Annotated in this window: 14 protein-coding genes; 8 read left to right on the top strand and 6 right to left on the bottom strand. The window is 75.5% G+C overall.

The annotated features are described in order from the left end of the window. Window positions 1–24: 24 nt before the first annotated feature. The 5 genes from ABT369_RS25715 to ABT369_RS25695 are packed head-to-tail and all read right to left on the bottom strand — an operon-like array spanning window position 25 to window position 10,513. On the bottom strand, window positions 25–1,392 hold the full coding sequence (locus ABT369_RS25715) for an EsaB/YukD family protein (RefSeq protein ID WP_350615578.1): 1,368 nt from the start codon (window positions 1,390–1,392) through the stop codon (window positions 25–27). A gap of 22 nt (window positions 1,393–1,414) precedes the next feature. Then, window positions 1,415–5,458 (bottom strand): type VII secretion protein EccCa, encoded by a 4,044-nt coding sequence (gene eccCa, locus ABT369_RS25710; RefSeq protein WP_350615576.1) that lies wholly within the window; start codon window positions 5,456–5,458, stop codon window positions 1,415–1,417. A 3-nt stretch (window positions 5,459–5,461) separates the two neighbouring features. Then, the gene (locus ABT369_RS25705; protein WP_350615574.1) at window positions 5,462–8,227 is read right to left on the bottom strand and encodes a right-handed parallel beta-helix repeat-containing protein; all 2,766 of its coding nucleotides are present in this window, start codon (window positions 8,225–8,227) and stop codon (window positions 5,462–5,464) included. Next, complete coding sequence (locus tag ABT369_RS25700; RefSeq protein WP_350615573.1) at window positions 8,224–8,982, bottom strand: carbohydrate-binding protein; 759 nt, start codon at window positions 8,980–8,982, stop codon at window positions 8,224–8,226. The genes ABT369_RS25705 and ABT369_RS25700 overlap by 4 nt, the downstream gene beginning before the upstream one ends. After that, the gene (locus ABT369_RS25695; RefSeq protein WP_350615572.1) at window positions 8,969–10,513 is read right to left on the bottom strand and encodes a S8 family serine peptidase; all 1,545 of its coding nucleotides are present in this window, start codon (window positions 10,511–10,513) and stop codon (window positions 8,969–8,971) included. Before ABT369_RS25695 ends, ABT369_RS25700 begins: the two co-directional genes overlap by 14 nt. Before the next feature lie 147 nt (window positions 10,514–10,660). On the opposite strand from ABT369_RS25695, the gene ABT369_RS25690 reads away from it, so the two are divergent. From ABT369_RS25690 to ABT369_RS25675, 4 genes are all read left to right on the top strand, one after another. Beyond that, window positions 10,661–11,089 carry a hypothetical protein gene (locus tag ABT369_RS25690; protein ID WP_350615570.1) on the top strand — a complete coding sequence of 143 codons (429 nt, stop codon included), beginning with the start codon at window positions 10,661–10,663 and terminating at the stop codon, window positions 11,087–11,089. 115 nt (window positions 11,090–11,204) lie between these two features. Continuing rightward, window positions 11,205–11,792, top strand: coding sequence for a response regulator transcription factor (locus tag ABT369_RS25685; protein ID WP_350615568.1), 588 nt, complete (start codon window positions 11,205–11,207; stop codon window positions 11,790–11,792). Between the two features lie 11 nt (window positions 11,793–11,803). Continuing rightward, window positions 11,804–13,012, top strand: coding sequence for a hypothetical protein (locus ABT369_RS25680; protein ID WP_350615566.1), 1,209 nt, complete (start codon window positions 11,804–11,806; stop codon window positions 13,010–13,012). After that, on the top strand, window positions 13,012–13,992 hold the full coding sequence (locus ABT369_RS25675) for a carbohydrate ABC transporter permease (RefSeq protein ID WP_350615564.1): 981 nt from the start codon (window positions 13,012–13,014) through the stop codon (window positions 13,990–13,992). The genes ABT369_RS25680 and ABT369_RS25675 overlap by 1 nt, the downstream gene beginning before the upstream one ends. 6 nt (window positions 13,993–13,998) lie before the next feature. Here ABT369_RS25675 and ABT369_RS25670 read toward each other — a convergent pair whose 3' ends face one another. Continuing rightward, window positions 13,999–15,108: a uroporphyrinogen-III synthase gene (locus ABT369_RS25670; RefSeq protein ID WP_350615562.1), complete on the bottom strand. Its 1,110-nt coding sequence runs from the start codon at window positions 15,106–15,108 to the stop codon at window positions 13,999–14,001. 218 nt (window positions 15,109–15,326) lie between these two features. Between ABT369_RS25670 and ABT369_RS25665 the strand changes: the two genes are divergently transcribed. The 4 genes from ABT369_RS25665 to ABT369_RS25650 are packed head-to-tail and all read left to right on the top strand — an operon-like array spanning window position 15,327 to window position 19,244. Then, window positions 15,327–15,767: a TOBE domain-containing protein gene (locus ABT369_RS25665; protein ID WP_350615560.1), complete on the top strand. Its 441-nt coding sequence runs from the start codon at window positions 15,327–15,329 to the stop codon at window positions 15,765–15,767. Then, on the top strand, window positions 15,764–17,059 hold the full coding sequence (locus tag ABT369_RS25660) for an ABC transporter substrate-binding protein (RefSeq protein WP_350615558.1): 1,296 nt from the start codon (window positions 15,764–15,766) through the stop codon (window positions 17,057–17,059). Before ABT369_RS25665 ends, ABT369_RS25660 begins: the two co-directional genes overlap by 4 nt. After that, the gene (locus tag ABT369_RS25655; RefSeq protein WP_350615557.1) at window positions 17,059–18,327 is read left to right on the top strand and encodes an ABC transporter permease subunit; all 1,269 of its coding nucleotides are present in this window, start codon (window positions 17,059–17,061) and stop codon (window positions 18,325–18,327) included. Before ABT369_RS25660 ends, ABT369_RS25655 begins: the two co-directional genes overlap by 1 nt. Further along, window positions 18,324–19,244, top strand: a complete 921-nt coding sequence (locus tag ABT369_RS25650) for a carbohydrate ABC transporter permease (protein ID WP_350615556.1) — start codon at window positions 18,324–18,326, stop codon at window positions 19,242–19,244. Before ABT369_RS25655 ends, ABT369_RS25650 begins: the two co-directional genes overlap by 4 nt. Window positions 19,245–19,251: the final 7 nt, after the last annotated feature.

The raw sequence follows: 19,251 nt of genomic DNA, 5'->3' as shown, positions 1-19,251 counted from the left end.
CTTCGTTCGGTGGACGGGCTTGGGTCAGAACAGGCCGCGGCCCAGCTCCACAAGGTCGCGCAGGACGCCGAAGACGCCCATCGCCAGCGGCGCGACGAGCACGCTGCACACCGTGCTCACGACGGCGGCGGGGGTCCGGCGGCGCGGTGGCCGGGTGGTGCTCGGCGCGGTCGGGTCCTCCGGGCCGTACAGGGTCATGGCCACGCCAGCCCCGATCAGCGCGACGGCCGCCACGACGTACATCGCCGAGGACATGCCCAGCGACATGGACAGCATCCCGGCCGCGGCGGCCAGGACGAAGAACACGCCGGTGAGGCCGCCGCCGGTGAACAGCAGCATCTCCCCCGGCAGGCCGGCCAGCCAGGCCCGGGCGAGCAGCCCGGCGCTCGCCGTTGCGGCCAGCGCGACCGCCCACCAGCCGCCGGACATGGCGAGGATCGGCAGGGCGAGCACCATCGCGCCGGCCGGCAGCACCAGCAGCAGGGTCAGCAGCCGCCCGGACTCGTGGACCAGGCCGACGGTCGCGTCGGCGGCCGCCGCGCGGGTGCGCATCGACCCGCTGGCCCAGGCGGCCATCGTCGCGGCGGTCCGGCGTACGACCCCGAAGATCCCGAAGGCGGCCAGCACGACGAAGCCGGCGGCCTGCACCCGGTTGGCACCGACCCACATGAGCACGGCGAGGGTGCCGCCGACGACCGCCAGGTGGATCGCCACCACGGCCAGCACCACGTCGGCCATGGCGGCCAGCACGATGAGCCCGGCCAGATTGCCCCCGGCGACCAGCCCGGCCCAGCGAGCGCCGGGGCCGCCGAGGTGCTCGGCGACCGTCTCCCCGGCCACGGCCAGGCAGGGCACCGACGTCAGGGCGACGGCCAGGCGCAGCGGCCGCGCGACGGCCGTGCCGCGCTGCCCGAGCAGCCACGCCAGCCCGACCAGCAGCAGGGCGAGCAGGGTGAGCCAGACGGCGACCGGCGCGGCGGCGGCCGGGTGCCAGCTGAGCCAGGCCGCCAGGACGGTCGTGGCGAGCAGCCCGAAGACGAGCACGCCCGGCCCGCGCCACACCAGCCGCCGGCGGCTCTGGCGGGTCTCCAGCTCGACGATCTCGTCGAGGTCCTCCACGCGCGGCGCCTCGCCCGGCTCGCGGGCCAGGTCGCGCAGGTAGAGCACCTGCCCGTCGTCGACGGCCAGCTCGCTCAGCGACGCGCTCAGCGGAAACGGCCGCTCCCCGGCGACGGCGAGCGACCACGCCGGCGGCAGCATCGGGTCGTGGTGCTGCCCGCACATCCGGGCAAGCCTCGGCACGTACTCGCCGATCGGGGTCGCGGCGGGCACGGCCACGTCGATGCGCCTGCCCTCGCCGATGACGGTCACCCGGCTCAGATCGTCGGCCACGGTTCTCCTCCTTCCGGTCCGGCTACCCGGCGGCGACCGGCTCGGCCGGCGCACGGTCGTCGGCCACGGCCACCTGCACCAGCCGGGGCGGGCGGCCCCGCACGACCAGCACGCCGCGGCCGGGCGGCCGCGGCGCGGCCCGCACGTCGCCGGTCACCACGCCCTCGCGCGGGTCGCCGGACAGCACCAGCCCGGCGCAGCCCAGGTCGCGGATGCGGGACATGACCTGGTCGCCCATCGCGGTGCGGGTGAGGCCGGTGACCCGGCGGGCCAGCACCAGGTGCAGGCCGACCTCGTTCGCCATCGGGATGAACGGCACCAGCGGGGCGAGCACGTTCTGCGCGCCGACGCCGACGAGGTCGTAGTCGTCGACGACGACGTAGATGTCGGCGCCGGTCCACCAGTCGCGGGCCTTCAGCTGGGCCGGGGTGATGCCCGCCGGCGGCTGCCGCTGGCTGAGCTTCTCGACGACCTGCTGGACGTAGACCTGGGCCCGGGCCGGATCGCCGGCGTACGCGCCGAGGTGCCCGGCCGGCACCACGTCCATGAGCGAGCGCCGGTAGTCGAGCAGGACGACCCGGACCTCGTCGCCGGTGTACCGGCCGGTGAGCCCGGTGAGCCACGTGTGCAGGGCGGTGCTCTTGCCGGAGCCGACGTCGCCGTAGACGACCAGGTGCCGCTCCTGGCCGCTCAGGTCGATGGCGACGGGTCGCAGGTCGGCCTCGGCGATCCCGACGGGTACGCCCTCCCCCGTGCCCGGCTCCAGCTCCGACACGGCGACGCGGGCCGGCAGCAGCCGGATCGGCGGCGCCGCCGGTCCGGTCCAGCCCGCCGCGATCTTGGCCAGCACGTCCTCCTGGGCCTCGCGCAGGCCGCCGGTGGTGTCGGCGCCGTCGACCCGGGGCAGCACGAGCTGGAACTGCAGGCCCGGCTGGACCAGCCCCCGGCCGGGTGCGTTCGACGGCAGCCGGGCGGCCAGCCGCCGGTTGACGTCGGATTCGTTGGGGTCGTTGAGCCGCAGCTCGAACCGGCTGCCGATGCTGTCGCGCAGCGCGGCCCGCAGGTCGGCCCACCGGCCGCTGGTGAGCACGATGTGCAGTCCGGCGCCCAGGCCGCGGGCCGCGATCTCGGTGAGGATCTGGTCGGCGCCGTCGTGCTCGGCCCGCATCGCGCCCCAGTTGTCGATGAGCAGGAACACGTCCGCGGCCCGGGCCCCGGCCGGCAGCCGCCCGGCCTGCCGCCGCGCCCGGAACTCGGCGATCGAGTCGATGCCGAGCCGGCGGAACAGCCGCTCCCGCTCGCCGATCAGGGCCCGCAGCTCGGCCAGCATGCGGGCGGTCAGCTCCGGGTCGTTACGGCCGGCGACGCCGCCGACGTGCGGGGCGGCGGCGAACGGGTGCAGGGTGCCCCCACCGAAGTCGATGGCGTAGAACTGCATCTCGTCCGGGGTGTGGGTGAGCATGCCGGCCAGCATGATGGTGCGCAGCAGGGTGCTGCGGCCCGTCTGCGGCGCGCCGACGACGGCCAGGTGCCCGTGCGCGCCGGCGAAGTCCATCAGCAGCGACTCCTGCTCCTGGCGCAGCGGCATGTCGATGACGCCGATCGGGATCCGCAGCGGCTCCGACACCGGCCACAGCCGCGACACGTAGCCGCGCCCGGCCTGCACCGACGGCGCGCCGATGAGGTGGTCGAGGGCCAGGGCCGGGGGCAGCGGCGGCAGCCAGACCTGGTGGCCGGGCGCGGTCAGCGACCGCATCCGGTCCACGACGACCTGCAACTCCGTCGGTGCGCCGGGGCCTGCGGTGGCGGGCGCCGGCGGTACCGTATCGGCCGCCTCGGCCGCCTCGGCCGCCTCGCCGGCCGCGCGGAGGCCGAACACGACGATCCGGGCCTCGGCCGGGCCGGCCGCGGAGCGGTCGGTGGCGCTGACGTAGGCGGACGACACGTGCGCCACCCGCAGCCGGGTGTAGATCGACTCGTCGACCTTCAGGTACGCCGAGCCGGGAATCGGCGGCAGCTGGTAGGCGTCCTGCGTGCCGATGACCGCGCGGCTCTCGTTGGCGCTGAACGTGCGCAGGCAGATCCGGTAGGACAGGTGCGAGTCGAGGCCGCGCAGCCGCCCCTCCTCCAGCCGCTGGGTCGCCAGCAGCAGGTGCATGCCGATGCTGCGGCCGACCCGGCCGATCTGCACGAACAGGTCGACGAACTCGGGGCGGCCGGACAGCAGCTCGCTGAACTCGTCGACGATGATGAGCAGGTACGGCAGCGGCTCCAGGGTCCGCCCATCCGGGCCGGGCTCGCCGGCGGACCACCGCCGCTGGTACTCCCGGACCGTGTCGACATTGCCGGCGTCGCGCAGCATCCGTTGCCGCCGCTGCTGCTCCCCGGTCAGGGCGGCCAGCACCCGGTCGATCGTCGCGGCGTCGTCGGCCAGGTTGGTGATCAGGCCGGCGACGTGCGGCAGGTCGGTGAGCGGCGCGAACGTGGCCCCGCCCTTGAAGTCGATGAGCACGAAGCTGAGCACGTCGGGCGAGTGCCGCAGGGCCAGCCCGGTGACCAGGGTCCGCAGCAGCTCGCTCTTGCCGGACCCGGTCGCGCCGACGACGAGCCCGTGCGGGCCCGAGCCGCCCTGCGCCGACTCCTTGACGTCCAGCACGACCGGGAGACCCTCGCCGTCGGTACCGATCGGCGTGCGCAGCAGCCCGGCGTCCTCGACACCGGCCCAGTTGGCGGCGATGTCGGCCGTCGCCGGGTCGCCGGCGAGCACCATCTCGGCCAGCGACACCGTGCGGGCCAGGATCTGGTCCGGCTCGTCCGACAGCCGCAGCGGGGCCAGCCGCCGGGCGATGAGCTCGGCCAGCCGGACGGGAACGTGGTCACCGACCGCGCCGCGCGGCCCGGGCGCGCCGCCGGAGCGCCGTTCGAGGACGAGGTGGTCGTGCTCGTCGAAGCGGATCTGCAGGTCGACCCGGCCGGGCTCGTCGGTCTCCCGCTCGACGACGAACACCAGGGTGATGCCGAGATTGGCGCCGGCGCCGGTGAGCAGCCCGTGCAGCAGCTCGGAGCGGCCCCAGTCGGAGAACGGCACGAAGCCGGTGACGACGAGGAGGAGGCGCTGCTGGGGTGGCCGCGGGTCGCCCGACCCGACCAGCCGGCGGCTGGCGTGCGCGTCGGCGCGTTGGCGCAGTTGCGCGGCGAGGAAGTCGTCGAGGTGCTCCGGCACGTCGGTGATCAGCGACCGGCCCCCGGCCGGGCCGCGGGCCTGCGGCTCGAACGTGTGCGGCAGCCACTTGGCCCAGCCCCACTCGCCGCCGCCGGAGGTGTCGACGGCGACCAGGACGTCGTCCGGCGCGTGATGCACGGCGAGCTGGCAGAGCAGCGCGCGGATCAGCTCGTGGGTGCGGGCGGGCGGGCCGAGGACGCTGACCACGCCGGCGTCGGCGAGGTCCACGGTGACCGGCTGCCCCGCGACGTGGGCCATGCGCGCGACGAGCCGCTTCGCGGCCTGCAGCGAGTGCCAGTCGTAGTCGCCGAGCGGGTCGAGCTTCGGGTCGAGCTGCAGCGGCGTGGCCAGCCCGACCTCGCCGGTGCCGACCCGGACGCGCAGGAAGTCCTCGTCGCCGGGGCGCCGCTCCCAGACCCGCCGCTCGTCGACGGCGATGGCGTGCAGCCGGGCCGGCTCCGGGTGCAGGTGGGCGGCGACGGTGCGCTGGGCGGCGGCGACGGTGCGGGCCTGGTCGCGGGCGGCCTGCAGGTGGGCCCGGTAGCGGGCCCGCTGCTTGCGCATCGCCCGCCCGCCGATGCCCCGCTGGCTGATGCGCATGCCGAGCACGGCGCCGGTCGAGGTCAGGAAGAACACGACGCCGATGACGATCAGCTCGGGCCGGCCGAACGTGATCATGTAGGCGGCCATGCCGACGCTGCTCAGCAAGGGCAGTACCAGGCTCCAGGCGGTGTTCTGCGGGTTCTCCGCCGGCATCTCCGGTGGCAGCGGCAGCTTCACCGGGTCGGACGGCAGCGTCGGCAGCACGGCCCGGGCCGGGCGGTGGAAGGCGCGGCGGCTCACCCGTCAGCCCGCCGGCTCGGCGTCGACGTCGGCGTCCGGACCGACCAGGATGCGCAGGTCCTCGGTGCCCGCGTCGGCCAGGTCGGCGACCCGGTCGGCGTGCCGCTCGGTCATCCGCTGGAACACCTTGCGGGCGTACCGGCCGTTGCCGAAGCCGTGACCGCGGGCCACGGCCACGAAGTGGTCGAAGACCCGCTGCCGCGCGTCCGGGGCGAGCGCGTAGTCGTGCTCGACCGCCTGCAGCTCGACGATCTGCACGAGCTCCTCGGTGGTGTAGTCGTCGAAGGTCAGCGTGCGGGAGAACCGCGACGACAGCCCGGGGTTCGCGTCGATGAACTGGCGCATCTCCTGCGGATAGCCGGCCACGATGACGACCAGCTCCTCCCGGTGGTCCTCCATGAGCTTGACCAGGGTCGAGATCGCCTCCTGGCCGAAGTCGTTGCCCTGCCCGCCGGGCGTCAGCGCATAGGCCTCGTCGATGAACAGGACCCCGCCGAGGGCCCGGCGGAAGGCCGCCTGGGTCCGCGGTGCGGTGTGCCCGACGTACTCGCCGACCAGGGTGCCGCGGTCGACCTCGACGAGGTGGCCCTTGGCGAGCATGCCCAGCGCGGCCAGCAGCCGCCCGTAGAGACGGGCGACGGTGGTCTTGCCGGTGCCGGGGTTGCCGGCGAAGACGAGGTGCCGCGACATCGGCGGCGGGGACAGGCCCGCGTCCTGGCGGCGCTTGACCATCAGGGCCAGCCGGACCAGGGTGCCGACGTCCTGCTTGACCCGGACGAGGCCGACCAGCCGGTCCAGCTTCGCCAGCAGCTCCTCCTGGGTCTCCCCGGGCTCCGCCGCCGCGGGCGCCGGCCGGCCGGGCGTGCGCGCCCCCGATCCGGTCCCGGCCGTGGCCGCGGAGCCGGAAGGGCCGGACGGGGCGGACGCCGAGGCGGGCAGCGCGGAGCGCACGACGGCCGTGGTCCAGCAGTCCTCGAACACCGGGGCGGCGCCCGGGGCGAGACTCACGTCCTCGTCGACGTCGTGGATGTGGCAGCGGCGGATGACGGTGTCGGCGCCGGCGCTGACGAACAGGGCCGGGTACTCGCTCCTGGACAGGTCGCAGCCGTCGAGCACGCCGTGCGCGCCGGGGCCGAGGAACACCGCGTTCTTCTTGCACTCCCGCACGGTCAGGCCCCGCACGATCGGCGCGGCGGCACCCCACACGGCGACCGCGGTGCCACCCACGGCGGACACCTCGCAGTCGTCGATCGCCGGGGTCGCCCCGGCGTCGACGAAGATGCCGGCGGCGCCGCAGTTGACGATCCGGCAGGCGCGCAGCTGCGGCCCCGAGCCGGCCGCCACCTCGATCCCGGTCTCCACGATGTCGGTGATCTCGCAGCCGACCAGCAGCGGCCGGTGCGGCGTGTCGATCCGCACGCCGGTGCCGCACGAGGTTATGCGGACCTCGTCGAGCCACGCGTCGGCGGTGCCGTCGACGCACACGCCGCCGAGCTGCGCGTGCTCGACCGTCGTGGCGCGCAGCCGCAGCAGTGACCGGTCGGAGGCCCGCACGCCGTACTCCGGGGTGGTGGCGATGGCGCCGTCGAGCAGCGCGAGCGAGGCCTCGCCGTTGAGGTGCACGGCGCTGAACGCCGGCCGGGCGAGTTCGCACCCGGTGAGCACGGCGCGGCTCGACCCGGCGGCGAAGACGGCGTTGGCCGCCGCGTCGAGCAGGGCGCTGCCGGCGCCGCGGACCTCGGCCCGGTCCCGGATCGCCAGCGCCGTCGCGCCCGGCCGGACGATCTTCGTGTCGAGCAGCGCCAGCCGGGCGTCCTGCCCGGCCACCACCCCGGCCCCGGTGGACTGCTCCACCGTGGTCAGCTCGACGAGGACCTGGGCGGGGCCGTCGACGACGAGGCCGGCCCCGCCGGTGCGGCTGACCTCGCACCGCGCGATGCGCACCCCGCCGTCGCCGTCGGGCTCGCGCAGCCGGTCCTCGTCGCCGCCGGCGTGGTCCCGTTCGGGGCGCAGCGGGTCCCACCAGCCGGCCGGGAACGGCGCGCTGGACATGACCTGCACGCCGTCGCCGGAGACGTCATGGATGTGGCAGTCGGCGAGCCGGGCCTGGGCTCCGCCGTCGACGCTGAGCGCCGGTCCGACGATCCGGCTCAGGTCGGTGTGCTCGAGGGTGACGCTCGCCGAGCCGGTCACCTGCACGCCCGGACCGTTGGTCCGCACGATCCGGGCGTGGTGCAGCCGTACGACGCCGGCACCGGTCGCGTAGACGCCGACGCCGTCGATGTCCTCGACCTGCAGGCCGTCGGCCGTGACCTGCCCGCCGTCGGAGACGACCAGGCCGGCCGTCGGGGCGGCCCGCAGCGCGCAGCCGCGCAGCTCGACGGCGGCCCGCCCCTCCACCGCGACCGGGCCGCCGACGATCTGGCAGTCCTCCAGCCGCAGCGATCCGGCCGTGACGGCGACGAGGGCCTGCGCACGGTCGCTGTCCGCGCCGGCCCGCAGGACCAGGCCGCGGACCGTCGCCGCGCCGGTGACGACCAGGGCGGGGCCGTCGACCGGCACCAGCTCGACGCGCTCGCCGTCGTCGTCGGCCACGATCGTCACCGTCTTGTCCAGGACCAGGCGTTCGCGGTACACCCCGCCGGCGACGGCGATCACCGCGCCGTCCCTGGCCGCGCGGACGGCGGCGCCGATCGTGCGGTGGCGGCTCCAGACGCGCTGCGAGACCCGCTCCAGCGGCCCGGCGCTCGGGTTGGACGTGGCGGTCACGACGAGCTCCGCGGGGCCACCGACCGGCCGGCCGAGCCGCACGTGACCCGGACCTGCGACACGGCGATCCGCCCGTCCGGGCCGCGGTTGGTGATCCGGACGGCGAGCTCCGGCGGCTTCACCGGGAATGACCCTGCCGCGACCCACTGGCCGCGGCGGGCCGTCTGGTCGAGGACGAACTCGGCGTAGGCGGTGCCGCCGCGCCCGGCGTGCACGGCATAGTGCGCGGCGATGGCCGTGATGCCGGCGTCGGGGGCCTGCGGGACGTACACCTCGATCGCACACTCGACCGCGGACGGCACCGCGAACCAGAACATCGCGAACTGCCCAGGGTCGTCGGCGCCGGCCTGGCCGCTCGCCGGAATGGTCTGGAAGGTGCCGTTGCAGCCGCCATCCGACCAGCCACCGCCGGGGACGGTCAGCCACTGCGCGGTGCGGCCGTGCGCCTCGAAGCCACGGTCGCCGGCGCTGCGGCAGCCCCACCCGGCGACGGCCGTGGCGCTCGCCGCCGTCGTGCCCGCGGCGACGGCCTTGCCCTGCCGGGGGCTGAGCATCTGCCAGAAGACGCCGACGACCAGGGCGCCGGCCGCGGTCAGCGCGGCGACGGTGAGCAGGGTCGGCAGCCGGGCCGAGCTCAGCTCGCTGGCCGGGCGCGGCCCGAGGTGCTCGGTGTAGGCGCGCACGAACTCGCCGCGCACCGTCATTGCCTCGAGCCGGGCGGCCCGGGCCGCCCGGTCCGGCTCAGCCGCGACCATGGTGGACCTCCGGCACCGGCGCCGGCGCCTCGATCGGGTGCGCGTCGGCGTCGCCGTCGGCACGGTCGCGCGCGGCCGCGCGGCCGCGCACCATGCCGCGCACCCGGACCAGGACCAGCGCGACGGCGGCGACCGCCACCACGACCATCAGCACCACCAGCAGCGTGCCGCCGGAGCCGCCGGACGAGTCGCCCGGCGGCGCACCCGCGACCGACGGGGCCGGCAGGTCGCGGGCGACCGACGCGGCGACGTTGATCAGGCCGGAGGGCTGCTCGGCGGTCGACCTGATCCGGTCGGCCACCTGGGCCGCCGAGAGCTTCGGGTGCGCCGAGCGCACGAGGGCGGCCTGGCCGGCGACCACCGCCACCGCGTACTGGGTGCCGGTTCCCCTCCGGGTGCCCGTGCCGGTGGGGCCGAGGTACTGCACCTCGACACCGGGGGCGGCCACGTCGACGGCGCCCGCCCGGTAGTCGGCGGCCCGCCTGCCGTCCGGCCCGACGGCCGCCACCCGCAGGACGCCGGGGCGGGCCTCGCCGGCGGCGGTCGCGGCCGCGCCGACCGGCGCACCGACCACGACCACGACGTCGTGGTCGGTCGCGTTGGCGATGGCCCGGGCCACGTCCGGCGCCTCCGGGTCGACGTAGGCGCCGAGCGCGATCACCCGGGCGCCGGTGGTGACGGCGACGTCGATCGCGACCGCCTGGTCGGTCGGCGCCGGGTCGCCGCCGCTGCCGATCAGCCGGATCGGCATGACCGTCGCGTCCGGGGCGACGCCGTACATGCCGCCGCCGTCGACCTGCTTGGCGAGGATCAGGCTGGCCATCGCGGTACCGCTGCCCAAGCAGTCGTCGTTGCCGCCGGCCGCGCCGGTGACGATGTCGGCGCCGTCGACGACGTGCTCGCCGAGCCGGGTCAGGCTGGCGTCGACCCCGGAGTCGACGACGGCGACCGTCGTGCCCTCGCCCTTGGTCCGGGTCCAGGCCTCGGTGACGGCGATGCGGGAGCCCACCCAGTCGGGGCCGGAGGCGGTCGCGCCGGTGGCCTGGCAGGCCGACCCGCTCGCCGTCGCCGGCGGCCCGGACCCGGCCGGGGTCGGCGGGGCCGATGCCGTCGCCGGTGCGGACGGGCCGGTCGTGGCCCTCGGCGCCGGGCTCTGGGTCGCGGCGGGCATCGTAGTCGGCAGCAGGCCGACCCGGACGCCGTCGCCGTAGGCGTCCCAGGGCAGGACCAGCGCCCAGCCGGGCGTGAGCCGGGCCGGGTCGCTGAGCGCGCCGCCGTCGGGCTGGCGGCGACCCTGGTTGCGGTCCATGATCTCGGTGAACCGCGACGTGCTGCCCAGCAGACGCTCGGCGATCTGGTACAGGGTCTCGGTGCCGCCGGTCCGGGCGGCGGCCACGACGTAGTACTTGACGAACTCGTCGGACGGCGCCCGCGCCGCGGCCGGGCCGGCGGCGGTCAGGGCCAGTGCCGCGATGGACAGGATGAGCAGGCAGGCTGTGAGGCCGCGTCGTCGCCGCTGTGGCATCGCCATGTTCGGTGCCGACCCTCTTCCGGTCTCGAACGAGTGTGTGTCGCCTGGGGAACGGAGCCGGGAGGGGTCCCGGTTCACGTGAACCGGCACGCATCACCGGGACGTTCCCTGGGGGTCATGCCGGACCCCGGGGAAGGACGGTCGGCCGTGATCGAGTTCGTGCACTGGGCGGATGCCGTGTGCGAGGCCCCGTCCCTGGCGTCGGCCGACGTGATGGCCGCGCTCGGGATCGACAGCGCCCTCGTCACCCGCGTCGGGTCGCAGCTGTGCTGCCCGGCGCCGGAGGGCGTGGAGCAGCTGGAGCTGGTGCTCGAGCGGGGCGGCACCGACCGGGTCGCCTTCGTCACCGCAGTGCTCACCGGCGACGTGCCGGTCGCCGGCCTCGAGGCCCGGTTCGGTGCCGGCCGTACCGCCGTCGCCGCCCCCCACGGGAGCGCCCCGACCGTGGTGTTCGGCCGGCGGCGGCCCGTCGGCGCGGCCAGATCCTGCACCGTGCTGGCCCGGCTGACGGCCCCCGGCGCCGACCGGGTCGCCGTGGTGTCGCTGTACCTGCACGCCGATCCCGGACGTCCGTGAACCGGCGTCCGTCACCAGCCGTCCTTCAGGGGACGGCGACGACCCCGCGAAAGGCAGGAAAATACTGGTGCTCACCGCCGCGATCGTGGGTGACCAGCCGGTATCCCGGGCTGGGATGGAGAAGCTCATCTCGGAGGACGGGAGCCTGGCCGTGCTGGCCAGCGTGGCCTCGGTGGACGCGCTGGACCGCACGTTCGACATCGTGATCCTCGACCTGCCGCTGCGGGCGCGGACGGTGATCGTCGACGTGATCGCCACGGTGGCCCGCATCGGCCATCCGCTGATCTGCTCGACCTGGGAGCAGCCGCCGGCGCTGACCGCGGCCGTGCGCGCCGGGGCCCGCGGGTGCATCACCCGCCGGACCGAGCAGCAGGCGGTCCGTGACGCGCTGCGTGTGGTGTCCCAGGGTGGCTTCTACGTGTGCCCGCGGCTCGTCGAGCAGTTCCGGGCCGAGCTGGCCCGCCCGGCCGACGAGGACCCGAACGGCCTCGCTCCCCGGGAGATCGAGACGCTGCGCTGGATCGCGCTGGGCTACACCCACGCCCAGGTCGCGACCCGGATGGGGCTGTCGCCGGCGACCGTGAACACCTACGCCAAGCGGATCCGGGCCAAGCTGAAGGTGAGCAACAAGGCCGAGCTGACCCGGCTGGCCATCGAGCTCGGGCACCTGCCGCCGCGGCACGAGACGCACCCGGCCGGCTGAGGAAGACGACGATGCTCTTACGGATCCGGTGGACGCGGGCGCTGGTCGCGGCGCTCGCCGCCGTCGTGCTCGGCTCCGTCGTCCCCGGCCCGCCGGCCGTGGCGCACGCGCCGAGCGCTGGTGTGGGGAAGTACTACGTCGTCGGCCCGCCGGTGAACGGGCGCAACGAGTTCCTGTTCGACATCGCGGCCCGCACCCTGGGCAACGGCCGGCGCTACACCGAGATCCTGCAGCTCAACGCGGGGCGGCCGCAGCCCGACGGCGGGCAGCTCAGCGACCCGGCGACGCTGCGGCCCGGCTGGGTCCTGCTCCTGCCGCCCGACGCGGCCGGCCCAGGTGTCCACGACGGGCCACCGCCCGGCTTCCCGCCCACCGACGGGCCGGCCCCGCAGGCGGCGACCGGAGGCGGTGGGCAGCACCGGCCGCTCATGGCCGTGGTGCTCATCGTCGTCCTGGTCGCGGCGCTGTGGCTGCTGCTGCGCACGCGCGGGCGGGCGTGGCGGCACGAACCCGTGCCGGCCGGGCCGGCCACGACCGATGCCGACGCATGGGACCGCCCGGAGGTCCCCGGCCGGCTGCTCGACTACCCGGCCGAGGCCGAACCACCGCCGCCACCGCCGGTCCCGGGACGACGACCGGCGCCGGACCGGCCAGGACCCGGCGACCAGCCGGACGGCGACGTCATCGAGGCCGAGGTCATGTCCCTGACCGGGCAGGACCGGGCGGTCGTCCGGCTCGCCGGCCGCCGCGGTCACCACGACGAACCCGCGTGGCTCTGGCTCGACCCGGACGCCGAACGCCCGCCACGGCCCACCGTCGTCGCGCTCGGCTGGACCGATGACGCGGCGCTGTGTGCCGACCTGGCCCAGGCCCCCGACGTGCTCACCCTCACCGGCCCGACGCCCAGCGCCCGCCGTCTCGCGGCCGGCCTCGCCCGCCAGCTCGCCGAGGCGGGCGTGGCGGTCGTGGTCGTGGGCCCGGCGGCCGGCCCCACCCTTCCGGACGTGCACGCGGTGGCGTCCCTGGCCGACGCCGCCGGCTTCCCGTCGGCAACCGAGCCGGTCGTCGTCATCTGCGACACCGCGGAGCCGGACCACACGGCCCGCATCCGGGAGCTGACGATCCGGCAGGCCCCTCGCACGGTCGTCGTCCTGGTCGGCGCCGAGCGGGGGTCGCGCTGGTCGGTCCAGGTCCAACCGGCGCCCGGGGACGGCCGCTGATGGCCGGGCTCGATCTCCTCGGCGAGGGCCGCAAGATCGTGACGGCCCTGCTGTACATGGGCGCGTTCATGCTGGCGGTCGCGCTCGTCGTCCTGCGCCTCGACGCGGTGCTCGGCCGGGGCCGCCGCGGCCGGCCGTGGTACGTCGCCGTCTTCCTCGGCCCGACCCTCCTGCTGCTGAGCGCCGGGCTCGCCTTCCCGATGCTGCGGACGCTGTACCTCTCGTTCTTCGACGCCGCCGGCGACTCCTTCGTCGGCGTGGACAACTACGCGTGGATCGTCACCGACGACGACACCCTGCTGATGCTGCGCAACACCCTGCTGTGGGTGGTGTGTGTGCCGCTGGCGTCCACAGTGGTCGGTCTGGCCTACGCCGTGCTCGTCAACAACTCCCGCCGGGAACGGCTCGCCACCACCCTGATCTTCATGCCGATGGCGATCTCGTTCGTCGGCGCGACGATCATCTGGAAGTTCGTCTACGCCTACCGCGACGCCGGCCAGGACCAGATCGGCCTGCTCAACCAGGTGATCGTCGCGGTGGGCGGCCGGCCGCAGCGGTTCCTGACCGACGCCCCGGGCAACACCTTCTACATGATCGTCACGCTGGTCTGGATCCAGGCCGGTTTCGCCACGGTCGTGCTGTCGGCCGCGATCAAGAACGTGCCGGTGGAGATCGCGGAGGCGGCCCGACTGGACGGGGCCGGCCCGCGGCAGATGTTCTGGTGGGTGACGATGCCCAGCATCCGCCCGACCGTCGTGGTCGTCATCGTGACCATCACCATCGCCACGCTGAAGGTCTTCGACATCGTGCGCACGTCGACCGGCGGGCAGTTCGAGAGCAGCGTCCTGGCCCTGGAGATGTACAACCAGGCGTTCCGGTCCTACGACAGCGGCCGCGGCTCGGCGCTGGCCGTGCTGCTGTTCGTGCTCGTCGTGCCGATCGCGCTGCTCCAGCTGCGCCGCCTGCGCCGCAACACCTAGCGGGCATCAGACCGCCAGCCGGTACCCCCGCTTGATCACCGTCTGGACGAGGCCGACGTCCGGCAGGGACCGCCGCAGCCGGGACACCGCCATCTCGATGGCGTGGTCGTCGACGTCGGCCGGGCTGGGCAGGCGCCGCCGGATGTCCGCGCTGGAGAGCACCTTGCCCGGCTCGGCGGCCAGCAGCCGCAGCACCTCGACCGGGCTCTGCTGGATGGGGTAGAGCGCCCCGTCCAGCAGCGCCGCGTGCCCGCGCACCTCCAGGGCCCGGCCGCCGACGGTGGCGTGCACGGCCCGGTCGAGCACCGACCGGGCCAGCACCGCGGCCGTCTCCTCGTCGAACGGCATCGGTGCGATCGTCGCCTCCACCCCGTGGCGGTGCAGCACCGCAGCGCCGAGCCGGCCGCGGCAGACGACCGGGATGTGGACGCCGAGCTGGGCGGCCACCGCCGGCAGACGCCCGTGCGCGTCGGCGAAGCGCAGGATGTGCCCGGCCGCGACCGGGTCGAGCCAGGCGACCGCGTCGACCTGCCGGCGCCCCATCAGCTCGACGATCCGGCGCACGCCGACGACGTCGTTCGGCGGAGCCGTGACATACGTCGGCACCTCCACCACGTCGGCGCCGCTCATGCGCAGCCGCCGGCAGTGCTCCGCCTGGTCCGGCGTGTCGAGCTGGACCGCGAACCGCCGCCCGCCGGCCCGGGCGGCCAGCACGTGCCGGTACACGCCGTCGGCGGTGCCGGTCTCGGTCGACAGCACGTCGCGCAGGCCGGCGGCCCGCAGCGCGTCGGCCGTGCGGGCGTCGGCGGCCAGCAGCCGGGCGGCGCGCAGGATCTTGAGCAGACGGTCCGGGTCGGGCGCCGCCCGCAGCCAGGCCCGTGCCCCGGCGGCGGAGGAGAACACCACGTCGTCCGGCGGCGTGTGCAGGCAGGCGGCCGTGGCCCGGCGCAGCACCGCCGCGTCCGGCTGCGGCACCGCCCGGACGCCCTGGACCGACACGATCCGGGCCCCGTGCCGCTCGAGCAGGTCGGCGACGCGGTGGCGGCGACGGTGGCCGACGACCGCGATCGTGAAGCCGCGCAGGAGATCCGGGTCAACCGCGGGTTGCTGCGCCACGGTCGCCCTCCTGGTCCGGTGCGGGGTCGCCGGGTCTCCTCCTGGCTGTCGCCTGTGGAACGCCCGTGGGTGCCCGCAAGTTCACGACCGGCGACCCGGTTGCTGATCTTGTGAGGTGCCTTGCAGCACCGTCACACCTGGCCGCCGGCTCTGGTGTGCGCCGGCACCGGCCGCCAACACTTGGCCCACATGCCGTCGAGCGCGACCGGGAGGGACCGATGCGACACATCGCGGTCAACCGGGTGCCGGCGCTGCTCGTCGAACGGCTCGGCTGCCCGGTCCTGGCCGTCCGCGGCCAGCAGGTGCCGGTCCGCGCGCTGGTGCGACAGCGCCCGGGCCTGCGCCGCCACCTCGGCCGGCCCGTCGTGCTCGGGGTCCGCCCCGGGGACGTGCGAGACGCGATGGAGCGCCGGCCCGCCGCCGCGGGATCAGCGGCGCTGGTGTTGCACGGGACGGTGCGCGACATCCTCCCCGTCGGCCGGCACCGGCTCGTCCACCTGGAGCTGGCCGACGGCGAGGGCCTCGACCAGCCGGCACCGACCCTGGTGGCCCGCATGGGCGGCGGCTGGGCCGCCAGGGTCGGCAGTCCGATCATGCTCGGCATCGATCTGGCCCGCCTGATGCTGTTCGACGCGCACACTGGCCGGAGCCTGTGGTGAGGGCCGCCCGAGCCGTGGCCGCCGGGCTGTGCGCCGCCCTGCTGCTGGCCGGCTGTGACGCCGCCGAGGGCCCGGCCAAGCCGTTCGCCGGGCAGTCGCTCGACGTCGCCGGCACCTGGACCGGCGCCGAGCAGGCCAACTTCGAACGGGTGCTGCGCGCGTTCGGCGACCGCACCGGGGCTCGCGTGCGGTACACCTCCGGCGGCGGCGATCTCGGCGTGCTGGTCTCCGGGCAGGTCGCGGCCGGGGTGCCGTTCGACGTCGCCATGATCCCGCAGCCCGGGGTGATCGCCCGGTACGCGGCCTCCGGCGCCGCGAAACCCATCACCGGCTCGGCCGCCGAGGCGGTCCGCACGCACTTCTCGCCGCAGTGGCAACGGTTCGGCAGCGTCGGCGACCGGCTCTACGGCGTGTACTTCAAGGCCGCCAACAAGTCGGTCATCTGGTACCGCGGCGACGCCTTCACCGCGGCGGGCGTCACGCCACCGGCGACCCTCGACGACCTCACGACGGTGTCGCAGACGCTTGTCGACGCCGGCACGACCGCGATGGCGGTGCCGGGCGCCGACGGCTGGCCGCTCACCGACTGGTTCGAGAACCTCTTCCTGCAGCTGGCCGGCGCCGACGCCTACGACCGGCTGGCGGCGCGGCAGCTGCCCTGGACCGACCCGGCGGTCGTGGACACCCTGCGGGCGATGGGCCGCTACTGGGCCGCGCCGCGGTTCCTGCAGGGCGGCCCGGCCGGCGCGCTGCAGACCACCTTCACCCGCTCCGTCGCCGACGTCTTCGGGCAACGGCCCCGGGCCGGGATGCTGTACGAAGGCGACTTCGTCACCACCGAGATCGCCCGGCTGGGCCGGTACCGCATCGGCGACGGCGCACGGTACTTCGCCTGGCCGTCCGTGGACGGCACCGGCGGCGCGATCGTCGCCGGCGGCGATGCCGCGGTCGCGTTCACCGACCGGCCGGTGACGATGGCGCTCATGGCCTACCTGGCGTCGCCGGAGGCCGCCGCGATCATGGCCCGCCGCGGCGGGTTCCTGTCGGTCAACCTCGGCCTGGACGCCGCCGTCTACCCCGACGCGACCACGCGCGCGCTCGCCGAGAGCCTGCAGCGGGCCACGACGGTGCGCTTCGACCTGTCGGACATGACGCCGGCCGGGTTCGGCGGCGGCAACGGGGCCAGCATGTGGCGGCTGCTGCAGGAGTTCCTCGCCGCGCCCGGCACCGACCCGGCAACGGTCGCCGCCCGGCTCGAGACGGCCGCCGCCATCGCGTACGGCGGCGCGTGATGGCCCGCACCGCCCGGAGCTGGCCCGCCGCGTGGTTCCTCGCGCCCGCCGTGCTGCTCGTCGGGGCCTTGGTGCTGTACCCGATCGGGCAGACGGTGTGGTGGAGCTTCCACGACGCGACCGGCCGCGGCGCGGTGGGCGGCGCCAACTACGCCGACGTCGTCACCACGCCGCGCATCCGCCAGGCGCTGTTCAACAACGCCGTCTGGATCCTCGTCGCACCCAACCTGGTCACCGCGGCCGGGCTGCTGGTGGCCGTCCTGGCGCAGCGGGTCCGCCGCGCCGCCGCGGTGCGCGTCGTGCTGTTCATGCCGATGGCCATCTCGCTGGTCAGCGCCGGGATCACGTTCCGGCTGGTCTACGACGAGAGCCCGGACCGCGGGGTCGTCAACGCCGTCGTGGTGGGTGTCCACGACGCATTCGTGCCGCCGGCGCCGTACCCGGGCGCCCGGGCCCGCGACGGCCAGGGGCTGGTCGCCGGCGGCGGTGCCGTGCAGACCGGCCGGACCGTCGCGGCCGGCGAGACCGTCCTGCTGCCGCTGCTGGGCCTCGAACCCGACCGGCTGCCGCCGACGGCCCGCCCGGCCCCGGCCCCGGCCCCCGGCGCGGGGATCGGCGGCGTGGTGTGGTCGGACTTCACCGCGGCCGGCGGGCGGCCCGGCGTCATCGACCCCGGCGAGCTCGGCCTGCCGCAGGTCGAGGTCGAGATCCTGCGCGACGGTGCCGTCGTCGCCCGGACCCGCACCGCGGGCGACGGCACGTTCCGGCTGCCGCAGCTGACCGGCCAGGGCTACGTCGTGCGGCTCACCGCCGCCAACTTCACCGAGCCCTTCGCCGGCCTGACCTGGCTCGGACCGGCGCTGGTCACCCCGGCGATGATCGGTGTGTACATCTGGGTCTGGGCCGGGTTCGCGATGGTGCTCATCTCGGTCGGGTCGGCGGCGATCCCGAAGGAGACCGTCGAGGCCGCCCGGGTCGACGGCGCCGGCGACTGGCAGATCCTGCGGAAGGTGACCGTGCCGCTGATGCGGCCGGTGATCGTCCTCGTGCTGCTGACCCTGACCGTCAACGTGCTCAAGGTGTTCGACCTGGTGCTGGTCGTGGCGCCGGAGTCGGCGCAGGGCCCGGCGTCGGTCCTCGCGCTGGAGATGTGGCGCTCCTCGTTCGGCGACATCGGGCGGGCCAGCGCCCTGGGCGTGCTGCTGCTCGTCCTCGCCCTGCCCGGGGTGCTGTTCAACGTCCATCGCCTGCGAAGGAGCGAGCGGTGAGCCTGTTCGCGCCGATCTCCGTGCCACGGCTGCAGCCGGCCGGAACCGAACCCGACCCCCGGCCCCGGGTGCATCCGCTCGTGCGGGCGGCCCGGCGGGCCGGCCGCGGCGCCGCGCGGGTAGTACTCGTCGTCGTCGGCCTGTGGTGGCTCGTGCCGACCGTCGGCCTCGCCGTCACCAGCCTGCGCAGCCCCGCCGACAACGCCGACACCGGCTGGTGGACGGTCCTGACCGCGCCGACCCAGCTCACCCTGCGCAACTACGAGGGCGTGCTCGCTGACGGGCGGATCGGGCACGCCCTGTGGAACTCGGTGCTCATCTCGGTCCCGTCGACGGTGCTCGTGGTGGTCATCGCCGCCGCCGCGGCGTACCCCCTCGCCTGGCTGGACTTCCCCGGCCGGCCCGTCGTGACGCTGGTGCTCGCCGGGCTCATCGCCGTGCCGGTGCAGACGGCGATCATCCCCGACGCACGGCTGTTCCGCCTGCTCGGCGTGTCCGGCACGATCCCGGCCGTCGTGGCCTTCCACGTCGCGTTCGGGCTGCCGTTCGCCATCTTCCTCCTGCGCGGCTTCTACGCCGGCGTGCCGGCCGACCTCATCGAGGCCGCGCGGATGGACGGCGGCGGCGAGGCGGCGATCTTTCTGCGGGTCGTGCTGCCCCCGGCCCGCCCGGCCCTGGCCTCGCTGGCCGTGTTCCAGTTCGTGTGGGTGTGGAACGACCTCGTCGTCGCGCTCGTCCTCGCCCGCTCCGACAGCGCGCCGATCACGTCGGTGCTGCAGGAGCAGATGCGCTCCTTCCCCTCCAACATCGACGTGATCGCGCCCGGTGCGCTCGTCTCCATGGCGGTACCGCTGGCGGTCTTCTTCCTCTTCCAGCGCTACTTCCTGCACAGCGTGCTCGCCGGCTCCGTCCGATGACCCGCAC

It is taken from the genome of Dactylosporangium sp. NPDC000244 (assembly GCF_040300725.1).
GTDB lineage: Bacteria > Actinomycetota > Actinomycetes > Mycobacteriales > Micromonosporaceae > Dactylosporangium.
Note: the sequence above shows the minus strand (reverse complement) of the source record. Positions and strands in the feature narration are given on the sequence as shown.

Bases quoted from the DNA above. Each gene is read 5' to 3' on its own strand.
- ABT369_RS25665 (WP_350615560.1), top strand. From the start codon at position 15,327: ATGCGACACATCGCGGTCAACCGGGTGCCGGCGCTGCTCGTCGAACGG.
- ABT369_RS25680 (WP_350615566.1), top strand. From the start codon at position 11,804: ATGCTCTTACGGATCCGGTGGACGCGGGCGCTGGTCGCGGCGCTCGCC.
- ABT369_RS25700 (WP_350615573.1), bottom strand. From the start codon at position 8,982: ATGGTCGCGGCTGAGCCGGACCGGGCGGCCCGGGCCGCCCGGCTCGAG.
- ABT369_RS25695 (WP_350615572.1), bottom strand. From the start codon at position 10,513: ATGGCGATGCCACAGCGGCGACGACGCGGCCTCACAGCCTGCCTGCTC.
- ABT369_RS25675 (WP_350615564.1), top strand. From the start codon at position 13,012: ATGGCCGGGCTCGATCTCCTCGGCGAGGGCCGCAAGATCGTGACGGCC.
- ABT369_RS25685 (WP_350615568.1), top strand. From the start codon at position 11,205: ATGGAGAAGCTCATCTCGGAGGACGGGAGCCTGGCCGTGCTGGCCAGC.
- ABT369_RS25655 (WP_350615557.1), top strand. From the start codon at position 17,059: ATGGCCCGCACCGCCCGGAGCTGGCCCGCCGCGTGGTTCCTCGCGCCC.